The 19,899-nt window shown below is 61.6% G+C and carries 18 protein-coding genes; 8 read left to right on the top strand and 10 right to left on the bottom strand.

Features of this window, described 5'->3' with window-relative positions:
* Positions 1-287 precede the first annotated feature (287 nt).
* Genes KUG38_RS14705 through KUG38_RS14685 form a run of 5 tightly spaced genes read right to left on the bottom strand, consistent with a single transcriptional unit; the run spans position 288 to position 7,269 of the window.
* Positions 288-1,292 (bottom strand): PfkB family carbohydrate kinase, encoded by a 1,005-nt coding sequence (locus tag KUG38_RS14705; RefSeq protein ID WP_216922913.1) that lies wholly within the window; start codon positions 1,290-1,292, stop codon positions 288-290.
* Positions 1,282-2,415: a hypothetical protein gene (locus tag KUG38_RS14700; RefSeq protein ID WP_216922911.1), complete on the bottom strand. Its 1,134-nt coding sequence runs from the start codon at positions 2,413-2,415 to the stop codon at positions 1,282-1,284. The genes KUG38_RS14705 and KUG38_RS14700 overlap by 11 nt, the downstream gene beginning before the upstream one ends.
* Entirely contained in the window at positions 2,412-4,334 is a 1,923-nt protein-coding gene (locus KUG38_RS14695) for an ORC-CDC6 family AAA ATPase (RefSeq protein ID WP_216922903.1), read from the bottom strand. The genes KUG38_RS14700 and KUG38_RS14695 overlap by 4 nt, the downstream gene beginning before the upstream one ends.
* A complete protein-coding gene (locus tag KUG38_RS14690) occupies positions 4,331-5,431 on the bottom strand; it encodes a phosphoribosyltransferase-like protein (RefSeq protein WP_216922901.1) in 1,101 nt (366 codons plus the stop codon). Before KUG38_RS14690 ends, KUG38_RS14695 begins: the two co-directional genes overlap by 4 nt.
* Positions 5,407-7,269, bottom strand: a complete 1,863-nt coding sequence (locus KUG38_RS14685) for an HAD hydrolase family protein (protein ID WP_216922899.1) — start codon at positions 7,267-7,269, stop codon at positions 5,407-5,409. The genes KUG38_RS14690 and KUG38_RS14685 overlap by 25 nt, the downstream gene beginning before the upstream one ends.
* A 517-nt stretch (positions 7,270-7,786) precedes the next feature.
* On the opposite strand from KUG38_RS14685, the gene KUG38_RS14680 reads away from it, so the two are divergent.
* From KUG38_RS14680 to KUG38_RS14655, 6 genes are all read left to right on the top strand, one after another.
* Positions 7,787-10,957 carry a DEAD/DEAH box helicase gene (locus KUG38_RS14680; RefSeq protein WP_216922897.1) on the top strand — a complete coding sequence of 1,057 codons (3,171 nt, stop codon included), beginning with the start codon at positions 7,787-7,789 and terminating at the stop codon, positions 10,955-10,957.
* A 36-nt stretch (positions 10,958-10,993) separates the two neighbouring features.
* Positions 10,994-11,230 carry a type II toxin-antitoxin system HicB family antitoxin gene (locus tag KUG38_RS14675; protein ID WP_216922895.1) on the top strand — a complete coding sequence of 79 codons (237 nt, stop codon included), beginning with the start codon at positions 10,994-10,996 and terminating at the stop codon, positions 11,228-11,230.
* Positions 11,227-11,403 (top strand): type II toxin-antitoxin system HicA family toxin, encoded by a 177-nt coding sequence (locus KUG38_RS14670; protein ID WP_286196087.1) that lies wholly within the window; start codon positions 11,227-11,229, stop codon positions 11,401-11,403. The genes KUG38_RS14675 and KUG38_RS14670 overlap by 4 nt, the downstream gene beginning before the upstream one ends.
* Before the next feature lie 130 nt (positions 11,404-11,533).
* Positions 11,534-11,752 carry a type II toxin-antitoxin system HicB family antitoxin gene (locus tag KUG38_RS14665; RefSeq protein WP_216922921.1) on the top strand — a complete coding sequence of 73 codons (219 nt, stop codon included), beginning with the start codon at positions 11,534-11,536 and terminating at the stop codon, positions 11,750-11,752.
* Entirely contained in the window at positions 11,749-11,928 is a 180-nt protein-coding gene (locus KUG38_RS14660; protein WP_216922893.1) for a type II toxin-antitoxin system HicA family toxin, read from the top strand. The genes KUG38_RS14665 and KUG38_RS14660 overlap by 4 nt, the downstream gene beginning before the upstream one ends.
* 173 nt (positions 11,929-12,101) lie before the next feature.
* On the top strand, positions 12,102-12,335 hold the full coding sequence (locus KUG38_RS14655; protein ID WP_216922891.1) for a FitA-like ribbon-helix-helix domain-containing protein: 234 nt from the start codon (positions 12,102-12,104) through the stop codon (positions 12,333-12,335).
* 220 nt (positions 12,336-12,555) lie between these two features.
* Here KUG38_RS14655 and KUG38_RS14650 read toward each other — a convergent pair whose 3' ends face one another.
* From KUG38_RS14650 to KUG38_RS14640, 3 genes are all read right to left on the bottom strand, one after another.
* Entirely contained in the window at positions 12,556-14,229 is a 1,674-nt protein-coding gene (locus tag KUG38_RS14650) for a protein adenylyltransferase SelO (protein WP_353617836.1), read from the bottom strand.
* Positions 14,230-14,343: 114 nt separating this feature from the next.
* A complete protein-coding gene (locus KUG38_RS14645) occupies positions 14,344-14,925 on the bottom strand; it encodes a Uma2 family endonuclease (RefSeq protein ID WP_216922890.1) in 582 nt (193 codons plus the stop codon).
* Positions 14,926-14,982: 57 nt separating this feature from the next.
* A complete protein-coding gene (locus tag KUG38_RS14640) occupies positions 14,983-16,521 on the bottom strand; it encodes an FAD-dependent monooxygenase (protein WP_216922887.1) in 1,539 nt (512 codons plus the stop codon).
* A gap of 224 nt (positions 16,522-16,745) precedes the next feature.
* On the opposite strand from KUG38_RS14640, the gene KUG38_RS14635 reads away from it, so the two are divergent.
* The gene (locus KUG38_RS14635) at positions 16,746-17,234 is read left to right on the top strand and encodes a hypothetical protein (protein WP_286196084.1); all 489 of its coding nucleotides are present in this window, start codon (positions 16,746-16,748) and stop codon (positions 17,232-17,234) included.
* On the opposite strand, the gene KUG38_RS14630 is transcribed toward KUG38_RS14635, so the two are convergent.
* Positions 17,206-18,354, bottom strand: coding sequence for a serine hydrolase domain-containing protein (locus tag KUG38_RS14630; RefSeq protein ID WP_353617835.1), 1,149 nt, complete (start codon positions 18,352-18,354; stop codon positions 17,206-17,208). The genes KUG38_RS14635 and KUG38_RS14630 overlap by 29 nt on opposite strands.
* Before the next feature lie 205 nt (positions 18,355-18,559).
* Between KUG38_RS14630 and KUG38_RS14625 the strand changes: the two genes are divergently transcribed.
* Positions 18,560-19,153: an HI_0983 family protein gene (locus KUG38_RS14625; protein WP_216922884.1), complete on the top strand. Its 594-nt coding sequence runs from the start codon at positions 18,560-18,562 to the stop codon at positions 19,151-19,153.
* 24 nt (positions 19,154-19,177) lie between these two features.
* Here KUG38_RS14625 and KUG38_RS14620 read toward each other — a convergent pair whose 3' ends face one another.
* Positions 19,178-19,729: a PadR family transcriptional regulator gene (locus tag KUG38_RS14620; RefSeq protein WP_216922882.1), complete on the bottom strand. Its 552-nt coding sequence runs from the start codon at positions 19,727-19,729 to the stop codon at positions 19,178-19,180.
* Positions 19,730-19,899 lie beyond the last annotated feature (170 nt).

Here is a 19,899-nt window from a genome sequence, read left to right as displayed (position 1 = left end):
CCCCCCCCCCCCCCCCCCCCCGCACCCTAGATCGAGACCTACACAGAGCGCGTCAAGCAGCTGGTGGGCCGGGTGCGCACCGGCAAAGACATCAACATCTTGATACTACGTCAGATTACAAGGGAAGATCGACGTTACAGAACTTCCGCCCAACAATCCTCTAAATGCGATATAGCAGATCAAGAAGTGCTCCAGCGGTGTTGCTGGAGTCAGTTGCAACGTTGTCACAACAGGCAGCGCCAATGACAAGTGAGCAACAGCGACAAAGATACTACCAAGACGAGGATCTAAGAAACATGCAGAAGAGATGCGCCTGGAGTTATGTCTTCATCCACAATTTGATTGGCCAGGCATAGGATACGCTTCGACTCAGCGGCGTACATCATGCCGCGAGCCCCTTCGAAAGCGCAGTTTAGGGATGCCATCGCTTGACCCCGCCGGATCGCATTAATCAAAGGCTGAGTGTCAGCAAGAATCTTATCTAATGGCGCACCGCTCGACATTAAGCTGTGAATAAATCCAGCCGTTGTCCAGTCACCACTACCAGCCGCATCAACAAAGTCCAGTGTAGAAAAAGCAGGTAGTTTCATCCACTCACCAAAACCTTCAGCGGCTCGCAATCGGAGGCCTAAGCCTTTCGCACCAAAAGTCACTATCTCGACTGGAACCTTCGCCTCCTCAATCAAGGCTTGGATGCCACGAACTCTGTCGTTAGCATACTTAACAACATGTGCCGTCTTGAGGCATTCCACAAAAAGAACTTCTTCCTTGATTCCCGAAGGCTCAAATACGACGAGTGCCCCGGTGGCCCGGCTATTCTTCGCTAGTCGAAGTGTTCCAGGAGCAACGCGGTCAAAGAAGAAGACAGAGTGAGGTGACAACTGTCCTGAAATGAAATCAGTCTGACTACAAAGCAGCGGCCGGTATGGTGGAAGCCTTCTTCCGCTGGCTGAACAAGACTGTAAAAAGCGGTGACGTGGACGGCCCTTAGCATCCAAGAAGTTTTCTTGCACGATTACGGGCGTTTCTCGACCAGTCTCAACTTCCATGAAGTTGGTATTGACGCCCCATAAACGAAGGTCTTCAATGAGATCACGTCCTTCTTGGTCGTCGCCAATGCGACCAATAGCATTGGAATCCCATCCGAAATATGAGAGTATGGTCAAAATATTTCCGCACGAGCCACCTGCATAACGATGCTCGGATATAGAAGTACCTAAAAAGCCTCGAATTACATCAAGAACTATGAGGCCGGTGCCTACGCAACTGTATTGAATTGCTTTATCTGACATAGCATTCACCAAATAGACACATCGTATACAATGACTTCGAATGAGTGGCGCCAAATGAGTTGCAACTATATCCCTGCGCCTCGACATGCGCAACGCCAACCAGCACCCTTGGCTCTACTCGAGCTAGCTCATATGCTGCAAGGATCACCCCAATCGATGCTAGTTTCGATGACATCGCGGATAAGGCAACCTTACAACCCCCAAGTGGCTTAAGCGCTCGGCTGTATTGAAGAATCGATCGCATTAATTGTCGATAGACTTCAAAGGGGTTGGATTCAGACGCATAGATTATGTTGCGAGGATCCAGCCTAAGTTGATCAAACAAAAGCTCACGATACTCAATCATGATTGAGTCACCCTCGCGCGGATCTTGAGCTGGGGATGGTAGTACCGGACAAATCTCGTCTGGGTTGACAAACTGGTTAATTCGCTCTAGCTGTACCTGTTGGCCCTTCCCTAGAACCGGGATCCAGATTTTTGGTTGGCTGTTTGACGACTCACTCTCCAGAGCAGCGGCAGCAAAGCCGTGGAGATAAGTTGCACTCTCCTCGAGCCCTTCCTCAGTAATCGATCCATCAATATCTGGAGAATGAGAAACTATGACATGAAGATTGCGACTAGCATTGTCCTTCTCATCGCTGTCAAAAAGAGCTAGAAGCTTCGACAATAAGGGCATATAGAGGCTACGAGGCAATGCACTGATGTCTACAACAACATCACTGTATGACCGGAACTCGTCCTGCGATGCAAACTCCTGGGCAATACTTCGAGCACCAACCCTTCGATTATCAGCAGAAAACATCTTAATCATCCTATGATTAACAATACCGCGTCCGTGAGTCAGTTGCCTGATGCGCTCACCATTGGCGTGACACATGTCCGCATAATCTTGCGATGGAGACTCATCTCCCTCATTAAATGTTACTAGAGCGACATCTCGCCTCCCAATTCCACCTAGTCCGAGTATGCGCTCGATCCCATCGCACATACGTGCATCAAAGCCATAGCCGAGAATGAAAAGCAAATCCCTTTCTCGCTCAGCCAAAAAATGCTGCCAAAACTGATCAAACCCATCTCCATGGCGCAGGAAATAGTCTTGCCACCGAAGCGCATCAGGGCTCATAGGAGCATCTCAGCCTTCGGAGATCTATAGCCAGTAGCTGCCCAGTCAATGAATTCACGTAGCGGCTTTTCGCGAAATCCGCCATACTGGAGTGGCAGCTCGTACTTTGGGCAAAGGAGCCGATTAAGATAAAGAACCATGCATCGCGTACCTTTGACCTTATAGTCAGGTTCAACAAGGAGCAGATTATTAGCAATCGCGGTACCTAAAACTGACTTAAACATAGCCGCTCCTGGATTCTTCTTCAAGTAATTATCGTCAAGAAGCTGATCTCGCTCGTGCATATGAATCGCAATACCTGTGACGCCGGGGGAGTAAGGAGCGTTTGGTTGGTGAGTCACATCGTGACAGAACCTGCCAACGGCATCCAGGAAGTGCAAAACGACACGGCCATTCTTAGCGCGACGTGGCAGGTCTTTAACGCGTGTGTCGTATGCCTCTTGAAGAATACGTTGCTGACGCTCGGGGCCGAGTTGCGGACTGCGTCTCATTATAGACGCCGCCAAGGATTCTTCGAAGAGGTCGCCTGCTAGCCGAAGAAACTGCTCCACGTTGAAGAAGCCAAGGCTCGCGAGCTTGTTGAGACCAAAGTAGTAGGGGAAGCCAAATTCTTTGCTTAGAAATAATTCTGCGGCAGCACGAACATCAGAATCGTTCCTGTCATCAAGTTCTTGCGTACTGAGCGGTCCGAGCGGGAGACTTAATTGTCTCTTCCCCTGCTTACGAGCAATCAAGATTTCAAGTGTGCGCCACCATATAAGCTGCTGGCGAAGAGTACCCTCACCACTTGCTGGGCTTTTGACCCATTCAATGTATTGAGGCTCGCGTGCCGCAAGGGCCTCAACACGCATTCGAACTTCATCGAGCGCAGCCTGGGATCTCTCATTCCAACTAGGTGCGTCAAGATCGACTTCGATGGTAGGTGCAAACGCATCCGGTGCATTGGTCCCCGCCGATTCTGCAGCCATGCGCGAACGGCGTTCAGCGATTAGTTTGACTGCAGGCTCGAAACGTCCCTTTTTCCTTAACTCGCTTTCAAGATTGATCACTTCGTAGTCACGGCCGGATAGTGCGCCGGAAGCAAGTAGCTCCTCAGTGGAGAGCGCTTCAAATCTTTCAGCTAACCAAACTGTCGTCCGCGCGCGTTGGTCTACGACGACTTCGACCAAAGCAGCTCTCTGATCAGGTGCGAGCTTATGCATGTCATCGAAGGAAACCAGCCACCGAATCTCGAATGGAATCCCGTCGAGTTGAATACAATTCGCATCGAGCAGCTGAAGCGATAGCATCGCATCATGTCCAGGGGGACCGGCGGCTTCAGGTCTCATGAGGGTGTCGATGAGGTCGGCGACTCCTTGCTCAACAGCCTGTGCCCATTGTTGGACAGCTATACCGTCGCAGGGAAAAGACAGACCCGGAACATGGCCATCAGGTGGCGCTACGAGTCCCAAACGAGAGAGGTCGTCAGGAAATCGAAGACCACGCGAGATGAGAATTGCACGCAATGCACCTAGGATGATTCGTGCATCTATTAATGCGAGAAGTAATCGCTTTGCACGAACAGGTTTGAGTTCAACATCGGCAAGGGCTGGCAACATACGCGCACAAGGCAACATTACAGAGAGCACCTTTACGTGGTGATCTGAGACAGCGCCTAACCCCTTCAGCTTGCCAAAGAGCTCCTTGACCGTCTCATTTCCCTTTACTCTCATGAGGTGTTGCAAGACCGATGGCGTGAAAAGCTTGAGAAGAGATGTCTTGCCTCCGCCGGGCGCGCTTCTAATGAAAAGCGGTCGACCAGTAAGTGCCTCGGCGGGAAGAAGATCAAGTACTCCAAAGCCGAATAAACGAAGGAAGTCGGCATCTGAGTCAATGCTCTCAGCAGTCTGCAGACGGAAGGGATTGCGGACGTCCTTCATGATTCCCTCTTGTGGCGACTCACGCGGGGGAATAAAGGCGTCAACAATTTACTATTTTCGACCCATAGCAGGAAGATCGAGTTGTTTGGCGTATTGTGATGAAGGACGAGAGGCAGGCCTCCAGAAGCATAACCAAATTTCAAATCAGATTCACCCGTCTTCGTATGCTCATCTTCAACGGACTCATCATAGTATTTATTGATCATTTCAATGAATAGGCCACTATCTGTTGCCTTGAGGGAGATGTCATCAGCGATGCGCTGCACGCACAAAACGGTGAGCTCAATTCCTAACTCCCTTTTTAAGATCTCGGCTCCCGCGCGAATGTTGGCTAAAGCCTGTTCCGTTGCGACGTAGAGAATAATGAGAATTCGGGTCTTGGGAAATGAGACTACAGACTGCCAGGCTTTGTTATCCTTGATCTTGCAGATAAATCTGGCGACCTTACCCGTCGCCACCTCACCTTCAGCCAAAAGGCAGCTTTTGCCACTTGCGGAAAAATCATCTAAAAGAACAAGTGCCGGAGCCACAGAATTACCACCGCGCTTTAAGAGCCACTCTTGTATCTTTTCCACCTTTTCGTCGGAAATCTCATAGCTTGTAAAGATTTGCTCGTGACTCAGTTCCTTGTTACTGCGGCGGAATTGATCGATACGTGCGCCGTCACTGAGCCCGAAGAACAGGCTCGAGGCTTCTAGGCGCTTGAATTCATTAGTGCCGAGGACCTTGCTTATCCGAAAGGGTGTGAGGCTAGAATCTCGCGCAGCTTGTTCGATAAACACCGGCCGAATTACATCAGGGTAAGCGATTGTCGAAAAGTGTGCCATTTCAGCATGCGACAAAAAAACGAGCCGACTGATGACGAAATCATAAGCAGCTCTACGCTCATCCATCGTTTCGAACTGCTTAAGCCAGAGAGCAAGACTCTCCACAAATCGCATTCCGGGGCTGAACTGTTGGTACTCATCATACTTTATTCCAGCAAGAGCCTGGAGCACGGGCCGCTGGCTACCTACTTCCTCGTCAGTCCATTCCATTACTGTCCCAAGAAGAAGTTCTGCTAATGCGTCTCTCATCTTGGCGAGTACTCCTTCCATTCGAAGATGCCATAACCCTCGCATGCTCTGATCGCCCGGAGGTATAGAAGTAATGCATCTGGGCCCATAGTTCCAAACGGAGCAAGATTCCAGCAGACATTCTGCAAGCTTGACACTTCGTCAACACTTAACGACATCGGTTCTGTAAGCAGTGCATAGTCATTTCCTGGCCATGCTCCTCGATCCCCGATGCAAAGAACATCAAGTTTTTGGCTGAACTTATCGCGCAAAAAGGAGACTAAGGAGGTCTTCCCAAGCTGAGGCCCCAGTACGTCAAGTGAGTGTGAGGATACGACAATGCGTACACCTGAGCCTTCGAGAGGAGCTAGGACAGCCATGACGTGGGCTGCTAGAGCGTCAGTCCCTAAAGAGGCCCTGGGTTCAACAGTCAGCTGCTGGGGTCGCATCGTTATGTCAGCAGTCTCGGAAAGTAAGGCGTCGCTCAATAGTAGTGCCCGAGCTGTGATCAACGCATGAAGACTTTGTCCATCAGTCTTAGGCAGCATGTCATCACCAAGGCGACCAATAACCATGCCATTGTAATAGCCTATGTATACAAGACTCCATAGCTCTAGGCTTAAAGCCTTCTGAAGTTCTGCCCGGACAGATTTGCCTCTACCCGTTGCGATCCCCAGAAAGATTCCGGCACTGAGTAGCCTTGTGCATTCAGCCAAAACATCTTCTCGGAGACCGTCAAACCGGGCATCTTTAGTGCAAAGAGTGCCATCATAATCAAGAACCACTGCACCAATATGGTTGGTCCGAGCAAAGCGAAGAAACTGCTTGAGACCCTGCTGGAACGCCTTACCATCATTCCCAGTCTCAGGTGATGCCCAAAGCTTGCGTTGGATCGGGGCATCAAATGGCGGCCTAACGCGAGGGGGTGTGAGATGATACAGCTTTCGCCCGAACTCTGGAACATGCGGCTGGCCTGGGTCTTGTTTACGAGATACACCAACACGTTCGACAAGGTGGAAAGATTGAAGAAGAAGATCCATAGTTCCTGCTGGTCCATCAAGATCTGTCTCTATACGTACGACCAGAACATCCTTTGGGAAATGCTTCAGGGTTGATTCTGCAATTGCTAAAGTACCTGGCGTAATAAGTGCTACAACAACAGTTTCAGCCGATCTCTTCGCAAGCCACAAATGCCTTCCATGGCCAAAGTTCCGGTAGTCGGAGATTTGTGCTGCCGCAAGCGCAGACTCGTTCAGTTTTGATTCGAGATCAGTTGCAACTGGTGATCCCCAGCCTCCGTGCAAAATCTGCACCATATCCCGGCTCTCAAAGCATTTCACTTCAAGTGGCTTGTTCAGGGAATCTTTCGCAGGGATTGTGAAGCCATAGGCACGTACGACTAAAGCGCAAGTGGCGATTAGGCTATTCGTAGCCAGGAATCCGTCCTTGCCCGAGGGTGAAGTTAGGGCAAGGACGCGAGCTCTCGGATAGCTACCAGCCATCTCAGTCAATGGATTCGTGCCACTAAGGGTGACCACCGCAACAGCAGGTGCCTCCTCAGTGATGCAGGTGTTGAGTGACGCTAGAATGTCCTTGTTTTTACCTGAAGCTGATGCGAGAAAAACACCTGCACGATGAAGGCCTGCGGGTATAGCTGATGCGTCTAGGGGTGTCATAAACTGCCCCGGTCGCTGGTACCGCCTTCGATGAAGGAGTGCTGTCAAGTGGCAAGCTGTCGTAGAACCTCCTGAGCCAATGGCTACAATGGGCAAACTTGCGACATCCTCGACAAATTTCTCGAGAGGGTTCACATCGCAGGAATTTGCCCAGCTGAGTGTGCTTTCCAGATTGGCCAGCTCGCTCGTGAATGCCTTACCCATGCACGTTCCCGATGGTCAGGTTCTTGTCCGACAAACCATAGCGGACGTTGTCACGAAAGTTGTAAATGCGGACACGCGTTGGACTCATTTCAACAGGAACCCAGCGGAGGTTAGTCCCCTCGCTGTCGACGGATAGACGACTTATACTGATCGTATCGATTCGATCGACGAGAGTAAGGTCGTAGGCCAACTAGCAATTTGATTAGAATGACTGCTTGCAATTAATTGTCTTAATTCATTCCCTTCTGCAAGAGATGGCTTTAGCGCTATCCTGTCAATCTATTGTTGGTCTCCATGCAAGCTGCGGATGCCAACTGAACCCGAAATCATTCGAGAAATGATAACTATGTGTTTCTATGACGCCTGGCTTGCTATGCGTAACTGGCCCTATTTCTGCACATGATATGATGATGTTCTAGATCTCACCGAGAGTGGGTAGTGCTTTGAGTCCAGATATTGCAGGAAAGTCCTACAGCCTCATACTGTGACTGCTGGCAAGAACGCAACCCCTCTAGATTTGCCGTCTTCTACCAACCAAGACCCACCCTCCGGCCTCTACCAGCAACTCCTCACCGAGGGCCTGGAGCAGCAGCTGCGCCAACTGCAGGACAGCCTGGTCGCCACTGACGGCCTGGATCCCCAGGAAGCCCCGCGCCTGTTGGCCCGGCACCTGGCAGGTCTGGCCCGCATTGCCCTGGAGCACCTGAGCGGGGGCTCCACAACAGAGCGCCAGCTGGAGCTGCTGAACCAACTGGTGGGCCTGCTCCAAAGCAAGGCACCCCGCGCCATCTCCAAGGCCGACCTGCTGCATCCCTCCGGTCGGCTGCTTTCGGAGATCCGATCCACGGCGCTCCTGCCCGGCCAGGCCGAAACCATCCGCCCGCTCATCCCCCTGGCCGACAGCACCCTGCTGGCGAACGCCAACGGCGAACCGTCGGTGGGGCAGGCGCTGATCCACGAAATCCCCTCCGCCCAGCGGATCGACCTGCTCTGCGCCTTCATCAAGTGGAGCGGCCTGCGCCTGCTCCAACAGGCACTGTCTGAGTTCCTGCAAGCCCAGCCCCGCCGACAGTTGCGGGTGCTCACCACCGTCTACCTGGGAGCTACCGACCGCCGCGCCCTCGATTGGCTGGTGGCCCATGGCGCCGAGGTGCGCGTCAGCTACGACACCCGCCGCACCCGCCTGCACGCCAAAGCCTGGCTGTTCCACCGGCCTGGTCTCTCTGGTGCCACCCCTGCCTCCACCGCCTACATCGGCTCCTCCAACCTCTCCACCGCCGCCCTGCACGATGGCCTGGAGTGGAACGTGCGCCTCTCCGCCCACGACAACGAGGGCATCCTGGCCAAGTTCCAGGCCGCCTTTGAGAGCTACTGGGAGGAGGGCGAGTTCGAGCCCTGCCGAGCCAGCGAACTGGAGCAGCGCCGCTTTGATCGGGCCGCGCGCGAGGAGTCGGTTGGGGACTCGGCCGCGGACGCCACCCCGCTCAGCTTCTTCGACATCCGCCCCTACGCCTACCAGCAGGAGATCCTCGACAAGCTGTCGGCCGAGCGCAGCCTCCATGGCCGCTGGAGCAACCTGGTGGTGGCCGCCACCGGCACGGGCAAAACCGTGATCGCCGCCCTCGATTACGCCCGCCAGGGCGGTCCGGGTCACCCGAGCTTGCTGTTCGTGGCCCACCGGCGCGAAATCCTGCAGCAGAGCCTCGCCACCTTCCGCCAGGTGCTGCGCGATGGCTCCTTCGGCGAGCTGCTGGTGGATGGCCAGCGCCCCAGCCAGTGGCGCCATGTGTTCGCCTCGGTGCAGTCGCTCGCTGGGCTGGATCCGGCGGACCTGGCGCCGGACACGTTCGCCGTGGTGATCGTCGATGAGTTCCACCACGCCGCCGCCGCCAGCTACGAGCGCTGGCTGCGCCACCTGGCGCCCGTCCTGCTGCTGGGCCTCACCGCCACCCCCGAGCGCACCGGCGGCGAGGACATCCTCCATTGGTTCGATGGCCGCATTGCCGCCGAGCTGCGCCTCTGGAGCGCCTTGGAGCAGGGCCTCCTGTGCCCCTTCCATTACTTCGGCCTCCACGACGGCACCGACCTGTCGCAGATCGAATGGCGCCGCAACGGCTACGCCCCAGAAGCCCTCTCCAACCTCTACACCGCCGACGACGCCCGCCTGCGCCTGATCCTGAGCGAACTGGCAGACAAGGTCACCAACCTGGATTCGATGCGGGCCCTGGGCTTCTGCGTGAGCGTGGAGCACGCGCATTGGATGGCCCGCAAATTCGTGGCGGCCGGCCTGCGCGCCGCTGCCCTGGATGCGTCCAGTCCCAGGGAGCAGCGCGCCGAGCAGATCCGCCGCCTGCGATCCGGCGAGCTGCAGATCCTGTTTGCGGTGGATCTGTTCAACGAAGGCCTCGACATCCCCGAGATCGACACGGTGCTGTTCCTGCGGCCCACCGAGAGCGCGATCGTGTTCCTGCAGCAACTCGGCCGTGGTCTGCGCCTCTGCCGGGGCAAGAGCTGCCTCACGGTGCTCGATTTCATCGGCCAGGCCCACCGGGACTTCCGCTTCGACCTGCGCTACCGCGCCCTGCTCGGTGGCACGCGCGACCAGCTGGAGCAGCAGATCAACGACGGGTTTCCCTTCCTGCCGGCCGGCTGCAGCCTGCAGCTCGATCGGGTGTCCAGCGAGCGGGTGCTGGCCAACCTGCGCGAGTCGCTGCCCACGCGCCGGCCCCAGCTGCTCGCCGAAGCCCGCCGCCTCGGGCGCTGTTCGCTGGCGGCGGTGCTGGAGGGGCTTGGGATGGAGGTGGGGGAGTTTTACGGAGTGGCGAAGTCGTGGGCGTTGCTGCAGCGGGAGTTGGGTTGGGTAGCCGGGGCGGCCTTAGGGGAGCCCAGCGACGATGAAAAGCGGCTGGGGCGGGGGATCGCCGGCGGATTGCTGCATCTGGACGACCCCGAGCGGTTGCACTGGCTGGCGGATCAGCTGCGGCGGCCCATCGCGCCCGATCCGGCGGGCTTCGATCCCGCCACCGAACGCAGCTGGCGCATGCTGATGGCCCAGCTCTGGGGCAGCGGCCGGCAGCACCTGCCCCTGGCCGAGGCCCTCGTCCGGCTCTGGGCCGCCGCCGACCTGCGCGCCGAACTGGTGGAGCTGTTCGCGCTGCTGCACGAGCGCACCGACCACCTGGTGAGCCCGCTCGACTGGGGCCGCGCCGATCCGCCCCCCGTCCCCCTCAAACTCCACGGCCGCTACTCCCGCGCCGAGGTGTTCGCCGCGATTGGGCTGCTGAACGAGGCCCGGCCCTTCCCCGGCCGTGAGGGGGTGTTCTTTGACGAAGCCACCCAGTGCGACGTGTTCTTCATCACCCTCAAGAAGTCCGAGCGCCTCTTCTCCCCCACCACCCGCTACAACGATTACGCCATCTCGCCGTGGGAGTTCCACTGGGAGAGCCAGAGCCTCACCCGGGAAGCGTCCGCCACCGGGCAGCGATACATCCACCACGTGGCGCGCGGCAGCCGGGTGCTGCTGTTTGTTCGGGAGGAGAACAGGCGCGGTGGAGTGACGCTGCCGTTCCTATGCCTGGGGTTTGCCGATTACGTGAGCCACGAGGGCGAGCGGCCGATGGCGATTCGCTGGAGGCTGCACCGGGCGATTCCGGCGGCGTTCGTGCCGGAGCTGGCGTTGGCGGTGTGAGGTCGGCCAGACTGTTCACACCAAGGGGCAGGCCCCATGACCTACCGCATCCGCCTGCTCGAAACCGAAGAAAGCTGGGCCGTGAGCTTCCTCGACCTGCCTGGCTGCCACTCCCAGGGCAACACACGCAAGGAAGCTCTCAGCAACATTCGGGAGGCCATCACCCTTTGGCTTGAGGTTGAGGCCGAGGAGGCAGGCGTCAAGAGCGTGGAAACGCTGGAGTTGGCTATGAAATTCCCAGGCTTCCGGGGATCAGCCAGAAGGAGGCGGTGAGGGTGTTCCACAAACTTGGCTATCTGATGCTGCGGGAATACGGGCATCTGATCATGAGAAATGGCGAGCGACGCATGGTGATTCCCCGCCGTGATCCGATCAACGCCATCACCATGGGTGCCCTTGCCCGTGACGCCGGCCTCACGCCTCAGGAGTTCCGAGAGCTGCGCTGAGTCAAGAGGCCGATTCGTTGGCGGTTTGAGGGAAGCAACCCGTCAATAGAAAAGGCGCCTGGTCAGCCACTGGCAGCCGAAAAACTTCTTTGCACCTAAAATGAAAAAACACTTAGCCCGGGTGGATCTGATGAAGGGGGAACTGACTGCCGTGATCGAGCCTGCTCCGGAGGGTGGCTTCTGGGCGATCTGCCTGGAGATTCCCGGCGCCAACGGCCAGGGAGAATCCATGGAGGAAGCAAGAAAGGATCTGCAGGCCGCTATTGAGCTGCTCCTTGAGGATCGCGAAGCTGATATCAGCCGTGGTCTGCCACCGGATGCCGTGCGCATGCCCCTGCAGATCGGATGAAACGCCACGATCTGGAACGGCGCCTTCGCATGGCTGGATGTGTCCTTAAACGGGAAGGAGCTTCACACTCCATCTGGATCAACCCGGCGACTGGAGTTAAGGAAGCCATTCCCAGACACAACGAAATCAAAGAGCCGCTGGCCCGGAAGATTCTCACCAGCCTCGGTGCGAGTTGAGTTCTGAATCAGCCAAAGACCCCCTGCCTGATCAGCCCACCGCGACCTGGCACTCGGCCCCTCCCTGTTCCACCGGGAGAGCAAGAAAAGCGCAGGCAAGACAGCCGAAGCGATGAGTGATGCATGCAAACCGCATGCGCCCCGAATAACCTGAGTTCACGACTGGCGCAGCCATGCCATCCCTGCAGATCCGCGACCTGCCTGAGCCTCTTCACCGGCTGCTGCAGCACCGCGCCCAGGCGCACAAGCGCAGCCTCAGCCAGCAGGCGTTGGTGGATCTCGAGGCCATCGCCGGCGAGGATGGGCGCGAGAGTCGCCGCCTGGTGCTCGATCGCATCGCCCGCCGCGGGCCCCTGGCCGGGGACCAGACGCCGGAAGCGCTGATCCGCGCCGACCGCGAGCGCTGATGGCCCTCGCCTGCGTTCTTGATGCCTCGGCTGCCGTGCGGCTGATCCTTGGGTCCCCGATCGCCACCTGCAGGCAGAGGCCCTTGCCCTGGCCTGCCATCACCATCACCCCGTCTACGGCTGCCTCTATCTGACGCTGGCCCGGCGGGAAGCCGCCACCTTGATGAGCCTCGATCGTCGCCTGCAGCAGTTGGCCGAGCTGGTGCTGCCCGAGCGCCCTTCAGGACGAACAGCTGTAGTGCGACACCCCTCCGGCGTTGAAGAACTCCCTGGGCTTCAGACGGTCGTAGGTCGCCGCCAGGTCCGCAGGCAGCGCGTCGTAGGGATGACGGAACACCTCCTGCAGCTCCCTGACCAGGCCGTAGTCACCCTGCGCCGCCTGTTCATAGGCGGGGGCGATCAGCCATTCGCGCCAGGTGACGGCCGGGTTGACGCGTTGCATTGCAGCGGCTGTCTCGCGGAGGTCGCCACTGCCCGTCACCTGCTGCCGCCAGCGCTGCAGCCACTGCGTCCATTGCCCATCGAGCTCCTCTGAGCAGGGGACGTACAAGCTCTCCTGCAGGGCCGAGACGTCGTCAGGGAGATCCGACAGCCTGCGGAAGAAGATCGTGTAGTCCACCTTGGAGCTCACCATCAGCTGCAGCAATTCCTGCACCAGCTCGGCGTCGTAGCGGAGCAGGCCGAGCTTGCTGGCCCACATCGCGTCGAGCGCCTGGCCCATCGCTTCCGCGAAGCCGTCGCGGATCGCATCCAGCCGCGCGAGCGCCTCTGGGCTGCCCTCGAGCAGGGGCCGCAGGGAGGCCCAGAACATCTGGAAGTTGGCTTCCGCCGCTGCCGGTTGGTTGAAGAAGGAGAAGTGCTGGCCGCCGCCGGTCCAGGGCTGGAAGCGGGGGTCGAACAGTTCGCAGAAGCCGAAGGGGCCGTAGTCGAGGGTGTAACCACCGGCGGCGCAGTTGTCGCTGTTGAAATTGCCCTGGCAGTAACCCACCCGCATCCAGTTCGCCACCAGGGCCGTGAGCCGTCCGCGGAACAACCCCGCCAGCTCCACCACCTGATCAACGAACTCCAGAGCCGGATCAATCTCCTGGCGGTAGTTGCGCTCGATCAGGTGCTGAACGATCATCCGCAGCTCGTTGCGCGCCTCCGGATGGGCACCGCTGCGGGCGCGGCGGGCGAACAGCTCCAGCTGGCCGACCCGCAGAAACGACGGCGCCACCCGTGTGCTGATCGCCGCCGGATTGTCCACCAGGACGTCGGGATCGAACGAGCGGGAGTTCGGCGAATACCAGGGCCGGCGCACCGTTTCCGATCCAGACACATAGAGCGTCAGCGAGCGGGAAGTCGGAACCCCCAGGGCGTGCATCAACTCCTGCGCCAGGAACTCGCGCACGCTGGAGCGCAGCACGGCGCGGCCATCGGCGCCACGGCAGTAGGGCGTCGGGCCACCGCCCTTGAGTTGCATCTCCCAGCGCCGGCCGCCAAAGACGCCTTCGAACACGGAAATGGCCCGGCCATCGCCGTAGCCATTGCCGGTGCCGAACGGGCACTGCTGGATGTATTCGCTGCCGTAGATCGAGAGGGCATAGCCAGTGGCCCAGCCATAGGGCCGCATCGGTTCCTGGGAAGCGGTGATGTCGCCGGAAAACAGACGGCGGAAGTGGTCGTCATGGGCCAGCCCATCGCCCAGGCCCAGCTCCTGGAAGAGGGTGCTGCTGTGCGCCACGAGCTCCGGCTCCGGCAGCGGGGTGGGTGTCACCGGCACGTAATGGCCGGAGAACACCTGGCGGGGCCGGTGGTCCTGGCCATCGGCGGTGGCCTGGGGATCCGGCCGCAATCCATCCAGCAGCGAATAGTCGACCCGCTGTGCGAACGCCGCGAACGTGGTGGTCGGCACGCCTGTGGTCACTGCTGTCGTTACGGGCGTCGGCACGGTGGTCGGCACGGGTCTCTCACTGACGCTGAGGTCACCATCCTGGCGAGCAGCACCCGCACGGTGACGGGTCACCCGTCAGACGTCCCACAACTCCGCCAGATCCAGCCGCAGCCCGGGGAGTTCCGGCTCCCCGTCCAACACCGCCAGCCCCTCCAGCCGCTGCGGTTCGCCACTGGCGTGCCACACCTCCACACCACGGCTTTCGGGCAACAGCAGCCAGCCCAGCCGGGCCCCATTCGCCTGGTAGGTCGCCATCTTGCGGCGCAGGTCGGGCAGCCGGTCGGATGGGCTGGCCAGCTCCACCACCAGATCCGGACAGAGGGGCGGAAAACCCTGGCGCGCTTCGCTGGAGAGGGCCTGCCAGCGCTCCAGCAGCACGGCGCTGGCATCCGGACTCAACACGGAACCATCGGGCAGCAGGAAACCGGTGTAGCTGTCGAACACGCACCAGCCGGGCTGGACGCGGGCCCACAGACCCAGCTGAACTGCCAGCTGGTTGTTGCGCCGCCCGGTTTCGCCACCTGCAGGGGTCATTTCGATCAACCGCCCGTCCGCCGCCAGCTCCAGCACCGCCTCCGGATTCGCCGCGCAGAGTTCGGCGAACTGGGCCGGCGTGAGCCGCAGCGCTTCACTGAGTTGGCGGGGCAGGGTGAGCATGGCCCTGCGGAGGCGCAAACAGTTGCTTTGATCCTAGGCAGGGTTCAGGGCGCCGCCTCAGCGGCCCAACACCAGACCCCCATACCGCCGCACCGCGCTGCGGTGATCCACGTCAGCCCTCAGGCCGATGAACCCATCCGGCCGCACCGCCAGCAAGGTGAGGGGCCCCAGGCCCAGGCTGGGCGCCTGCTCCAGCCGCACGGTCACCACCGCTTCCACCAGCTCCGGCGGCACCGCTCCGGCGGCCCGGTCGGCCTCCAGTTCGGCCTGCAGTTCGGCGATGGCCTCCGGGGGCGTCTCCAGGCCGGCCAGCAGCAGCAGCGTGTGGCCGCAGCGGTGGGTGAGGGAGTGCAGCAGGGACGCGCCGGCTCCGGGCGGCAGCGCGATCGTGGTGGGCAGGCGCTGTCCGCCGCCACCGCCGATGATCGCCGTGCCGGCGTAGCTGACGTTCATCTCGGTCTCCGCCACCACCTCCTGCTGGCGGGCCACCGGGTTGGCCAGCATGGCGGCGATCGCCCGGTCGCGGGCGGCGCGTTCCGTGGGCTCCTGCAGCCCGTGGGCCTGCTCGGTGGCGTCGCCGGAGCGGCAGATCTGCTCTGCTACCGGACGTCGCTCCTGCTCGTAGCTGTCCAGCAGGGCGGGGGCCGCGGCCCCTTGGTGCACCAGGGCCAGCTTCCAGGCCAGGTTGGCGGCATCGTGCAGCCCGCAGTTCATGCCGTGCCCCTCGGCGGGGGAGCACACGTGGGCGGCATCGCCGGCCAGGAACACGGGCCCGGCGCGGAAGGCGCTGGCCACCCGGCTGTGGCAGTGGAAGCGGCTGGGGTTCTCCACGGCGCTGAAGCGGGCCTGCGGCAGGTAGCGCCCCAGCACGGCGGCGGCCTCGGCCACCAGATCACCCTCCTCGGCGGCGGGCCGCAGGTACACCCGCCAGCGCTCGTCGGGCAGGGCCGTGAGGATCAGGGGCGAGGCGTCCAGATACGCCGCGTTGACCTCGTGGCTCTCGGCCCAGCCCTCCACCGCCGCATCGAACACGGCCCAGGGGCGGGCGATGCCATGGCCCTCGAAGTCGAGGCCGCTCAGTGCGCGGGTGGTGCTGCGCAGACCGTCGCAGCCCACCGCCCAGCGGGCCTGCACGGCGTGCTCCTGCTCACCGCAGGCCACCGTGGCGGTCACCCCCTCGCCGTGGGGCGCCAGAGCCACCAGCCGGCAGGAGCGGTGCACCGTGCCCCCCTGCCCCTCGAGGTGGTCCGTGAGGATCGTTTCGGTCACCTCTTCGGAGAGGCCGAGGTTGAAGCCGAAGCGGCTGCCGCATTCGGCCAGATCCAGTTCCCCCAGCCGCTGGCCATCGGCGTGGATCAGGATCCGGCGCTGCCGGCAGCCGGCTTCGAGAAACCGGTCCACCAGCCCCAGCGCCTCGAAGATCTCCAGGGAGAGGGGGTGGATCACCGTGGCCCGGTCCCAGTGCAGGGCTTCGGCGCGGGCGTCGATCAACAGGTTGGGAACGCCGCGGCGCTGCAGTTCCCCCGCCAGCAGCAGGCCCGTGGGACCGGCCCCCACCACGAGCACGCTGGTCTGGCGGGGAAGGGATAACGGCATGGCACCCGGGCGGGTCGAGCTGGCAGGGGCCAGCGCGGGGCACACTAAACGCACCCCGGGGCTCGGTCCTGGCCAACCCCTTCCGCTCCCTGGCCACCGCCACGACCGTCGGCCTGGCCGCGGCCCTGGCCCTCAGCACGGCAGCGGCGGCGGGCCCGAACGGCACCTGGCTGTCCCAGCCCCAGATCTGGTACTACGCCTCCCGGCAGTCCCTGAACGGCGTCATGGCCGACATCCGGGGCAGCGACTTCAAGGTGGTGTTCCTCGATGTCCGCAAGGTGTCGGAGGCGATGCAGCAGGAGGCGGCCCAGGAGGCGCGGCGCCAGGGACTGCTGCCGGTGGTGTGGGTGCAGTCGCCCCAGTACCGGGGGCTGCGGATCGACCAACTGGTGGCCGAAGCCCGCCATGGCGACGCGATCCAGGTGGACGACCACTTCTTCGCCAACTACTCCCTGGAGGACTTCTATCTGCTGCGTCGGCTGTACCCGAAACCGATCTTCTGCAGCATCCAGCCGTTCCAGGCCAGCCTGCTGCCCACGGCGGGCTGCAACCAGCTCGATGTGCAGTGCTACAGCGCCCCGCAGTTCCAGCAGTGCCTCAAGCTGGCCGACCGGCTCGGCGCCGTGGTGAGTCTCTCCAGCGAGAGCACCCTCAAGTACCGCAGCCAGCTGGGCGAGCGATCCTTCAACACCTTTCTCTGGCAGGGGCCCTGACGGGCGGGGCGTCCTGCGGCGCCAGATGGGCGCCGATCGCGCGGAAGATGTCATCGGCGGCATTGCAGTAACCACCGCTGGCATCAAAGGCCTCTTCGTCGAAGGTGACCGCCACCGCGATCGCGATCTTGCGTGACGGCAGGTAAGCCATCACCCCGGCCTGCCCGGAGAACAGCGGGTTCTGCAGCAGCCAGGGGCCCGAGAGGACGATCCCGATCCCGTAGGTGTAGAAGTCGCCGAGGGTGGCGCAGGTGGCACAGCCCTCGATCGGCCGGCCAAAGCCCCGCAGCGTCGGAGCGATCTGCAGCCTGTGGCTCTGCGGTGACAGCAGCCGGCCCGTTCCGATCGCCTCGGCGGAGGTCGCCATGTCGTGGATGGTGGTGAACTGCACCGCACCGCGGGTGAGCGTCCACGACGGATTCCAGAAGGTCGACTCCTCGTAGAAGCGCGTCCCCGCCGGGATGCCGAGGCCCTGGCGCCGTTCCGACGAGAAGGCGTGCAACACCGGCGGCGCGATCGCGGGCGTACCGCCGGGGTCCCGCGTGTTTCGGAGCTTCAGGGGCCCGAAGATCCGCTCCTGCATCAGCACGGGCATCGTCTGGCCCGTGATGCGCTCCAGCGCCAGGCCCAGCAGGAGGTAATTCGTGTGCGCGTAGTTCCAGCTCGTGCCGGGCTCGTACCAGAGCGTCTTCAGGTCCGCGTAGGCGAGCAGGTCCTGCACGGAGAACTGCCGGAACGGGTTCTCGAGCAGGGTCTTTTCGAACGCGGCATTGCCGATCACGTAGTCGCGGTAGCCGGAGGTCATCCGGGCGAGCTGGCCGAGGGTGACCCGCTCCGCATTCGGGATCTCCGGCAGCCACTTCGCGAGCCTGTCGTCGAGGCTCACCCGGTTCTCGTCAACCAGTTGCAGCAGCAGCGTCGCCACGTAGGAGATGGCGATCGCACCGTTGCGGACGTGCATGTCCTCCGTGGCGGGCACCCCCGTCATGGATTCGCCCATCGCCTCGGTGACCACCTCCTTGCCGTCGATCGTGACGCGCACGATCACCGCCCTCAGGTGGTCGTCGGCCAAGCGCTGACGAACGATCCGCAGGATGCCGGCCGCCTGGGGTGAGACCACCGGCGGGCCCCCGTCAGCGGTCCCGGCCTGGACGGGGCCCACTCCGCCCAGGCAACCCGCCAGGAGGGCTCCCAGGACCCGTCGTCCCTGTGGGGCGAACCAGCGACGATCCACACCGGCTCGCTCATCAAGCGGCAACGCTACGCGCCCTGGCGCCTGCCGCCCCCCGGTGAGCTTCCTACCCTGCCCCTGGTTGCGACATGCCATGCCCAGCCCCCATGGCCCGCGTCGCTGGGCCGCCCCGCTGCTGGCGGCTGTTGCGCTGAGCGGAGCGATGGCCACGCCCGCGGCAGCCGGCCCCCCGGCCACCCCGGAGACGCTGGACTTTTCCGGCCAGACCTACCGGCTGCGCTGGTCGTCCCAGCACCAGCACGAGTTCACCCCGGCGGGCCAGGACGACCTGAGCCGCTGGACGGACATGGTCACCATCAACACCTACCCCGGGGTCAGCGACGGCGAGGGGCTGGCCGAGATGGCCAACCGGGCCCTCGCCAACTACCGGCGCCACGGGGCCACGGTGCTGCGCACAGCCTCGATTCCCCGCACCGCCGAGCGCCCCGCCGAGCACCTGGTTGTGGCCCTCTTCCCCACCCGCGCCTTCAGCGAGGCCGTCTTCGCCCGCTGGCGCCTGACAGACGGCCGCGGCACAGCGGTGATCTACAGCCACCGCCACTATGGCCAGAAGGCCGGGGACGCCATGGCGGCCTGGTTGCAGGCGAATGGACCCACCGTGGAACGTCGCCTGATGGCCCTCGATCCGATTCCCTCCCACCGCGTCCTCGAGCCGGCCGGCCCCTGAGCCGGGGCAACAGCGGCCCCGCCGTCAGCCTTCGGGCGCCAGTGGCTGCCCCTCCAGGAAGGCGATCACCTCATCGCACCAGCGGATCCACTCCTGCTCGAACAGGATGCCCCGCCGCAGGGTGAGGTAGCGGTACTGCTCCTGCAGCGGCAGGGCCGGATGGCTGTGGACCAGGGCCTCCTTCTCCCGATAGGAGGCGAGCTGGCCGGCATGGACGGCGCGGCGGCGGCGCACCTCCGCCAGCAGTTGAGCGGGCTCGCTGTAGGGGCCGCCGAGCACCTTCACCAGCAGGTCCTCGCGGATCGGGGTGGGCAGCGAGGGCTCGGCGGCCCACTGGCTGAGCTCCCGCCGGCCCGCCTCGGTGATGGCGTACACCTTGCGGTCCGGCCGGCCCTGCTGGGGCACCACCTGGCAGCGGACCCAGCCGTTCGCCTCGATCCGGGCCAGCTCCCGGTAGATCTGCTGCTGGCTGGCGGTCCAGTAGCAGGCCATCGTCTCCTCGAACTGCTTGCTGATGTCGTAGCCGCTGGCGTCCCGCTCGCAGAGCACGGTGAGGATCGTGTGCGCCAGGGCCATGGCAGGGGGGAGATCGCAGCGGCTGGGACGTCGATCCTGACCCAGCCGCCGCCGGACCCGATTGACCTGCCCAACAAGTTGTGCATACACTTTGGCGCATACCCAATCTGTTGCATAGCACTGTGCCTGGCACAGGTTGTGCCGGGCAGAGGGGGTCCCGCCGCCGTCCC

This window comes from Synechococcus sp. CCAP 1479/9 (assembly GCF_019038535.1).
In the GTDB taxonomy this organism is placed as follows: Bacteria; Cyanobacteriota; Cyanobacteriia; order PCC-6307; family Cyanobiaceae; genus Cyanobium.
Note: the sequence above shows the minus strand (reverse complement) of the source record. Positions and strands in the feature narration are given on the sequence as shown.

Bases quoted from the DNA above. Each gene is read 5' to 3' on its own strand.
- KUG38_RS14655 (WP_216922891.1), top strand. From the start codon at position 12,102: ATGCCATCCCTGCAGATCCGCGACCTGCCTGAGCCTCTTCACCGGCTG.
- KUG38_RS14640 (WP_216922887.1), bottom strand. From the start codon at position 16,521: ATGCCGTTATCCCTTCCCCGCCAGACCAGCGTGCTCGTGGTGGGGGCC.
- KUG38_RS14675 (WP_216922895.1), top strand. From the start codon at position 10,994: ATGACCTACCGCATCCGCCTGCTCGAAACCGAAGAAAGCTGGGCCGTG.
- KUG38_RS14700 (WP_216922911.1), bottom strand. From the start codon at position 2,415: ATGAGCCCTGATGCGCTTCGGTGGCAAGACTATTTCCTGCGCCATGGA.
- KUG38_RS14645 (WP_216922890.1), bottom strand. From the start codon at position 14,925: ATGCTCACCCTGCCCCGCCAACTCAGTGAAGCGCTGCGGCTCACGCCG.
- KUG38_RS14705 (WP_216922913.1), bottom strand. From the start codon at position 1,292: ATGTCAGATAAAGCAATTCAATACAGTTGCGTAGGCACCGGCCTCATA.
- KUG38_RS14695 (WP_216922903.1), bottom strand. From the start codon at position 4,334: ATGAAGGACGTCCGCAATCCCTTCCGTCTGCAGACTGCTGAGAGCATT.
- KUG38_RS14625 (WP_216922884.1), top strand. From the start codon at position 18,560: ATGCCCAGCCCCCATGGCCCGCGTCGCTGGGCCGCCCCGCTGCTGGCG.
- KUG38_RS14660 (WP_216922893.1), top strand. From the start codon at position 11,749: ATGAAACGCCACGATCTGGAACGGCGCCTTCGCATGGCTGGATGTGTC.
- KUG38_RS14635 (WP_286196084.1), top strand. From the start codon at position 16,746: ATGGCCGACATCCGGGGCAGCGACTTCAAGGTGGTGTTCCTCGATGTC.
- KUG38_RS14685 (WP_216922899.1), bottom strand. From the start codon at position 7,269: ATGGGTAAGGCATTCACGAGCGAGCTGGCCAATCTGGAAAGCACACTC.
- KUG38_RS14620 (WP_216922882.1), bottom strand. From the start codon at position 19,729: ATGGCCCTGGCGCACACGATCCTCACCGTGCTCTGCGAGCGGGACGCC.
- KUG38_RS14690 (WP_216922901.1), bottom strand. From the start codon at position 5,431: ATGGAAGGAGTACTCGCCAAGATGAGAGACGCATTAGCAGAACTTCTT.
- KUG38_RS14665 (WP_216922921.1), top strand. From the start codon at position 11,534: ATGAAGGGGGAACTGACTGCCGTGATCGAGCCTGCTCCGGAGGGTGGC.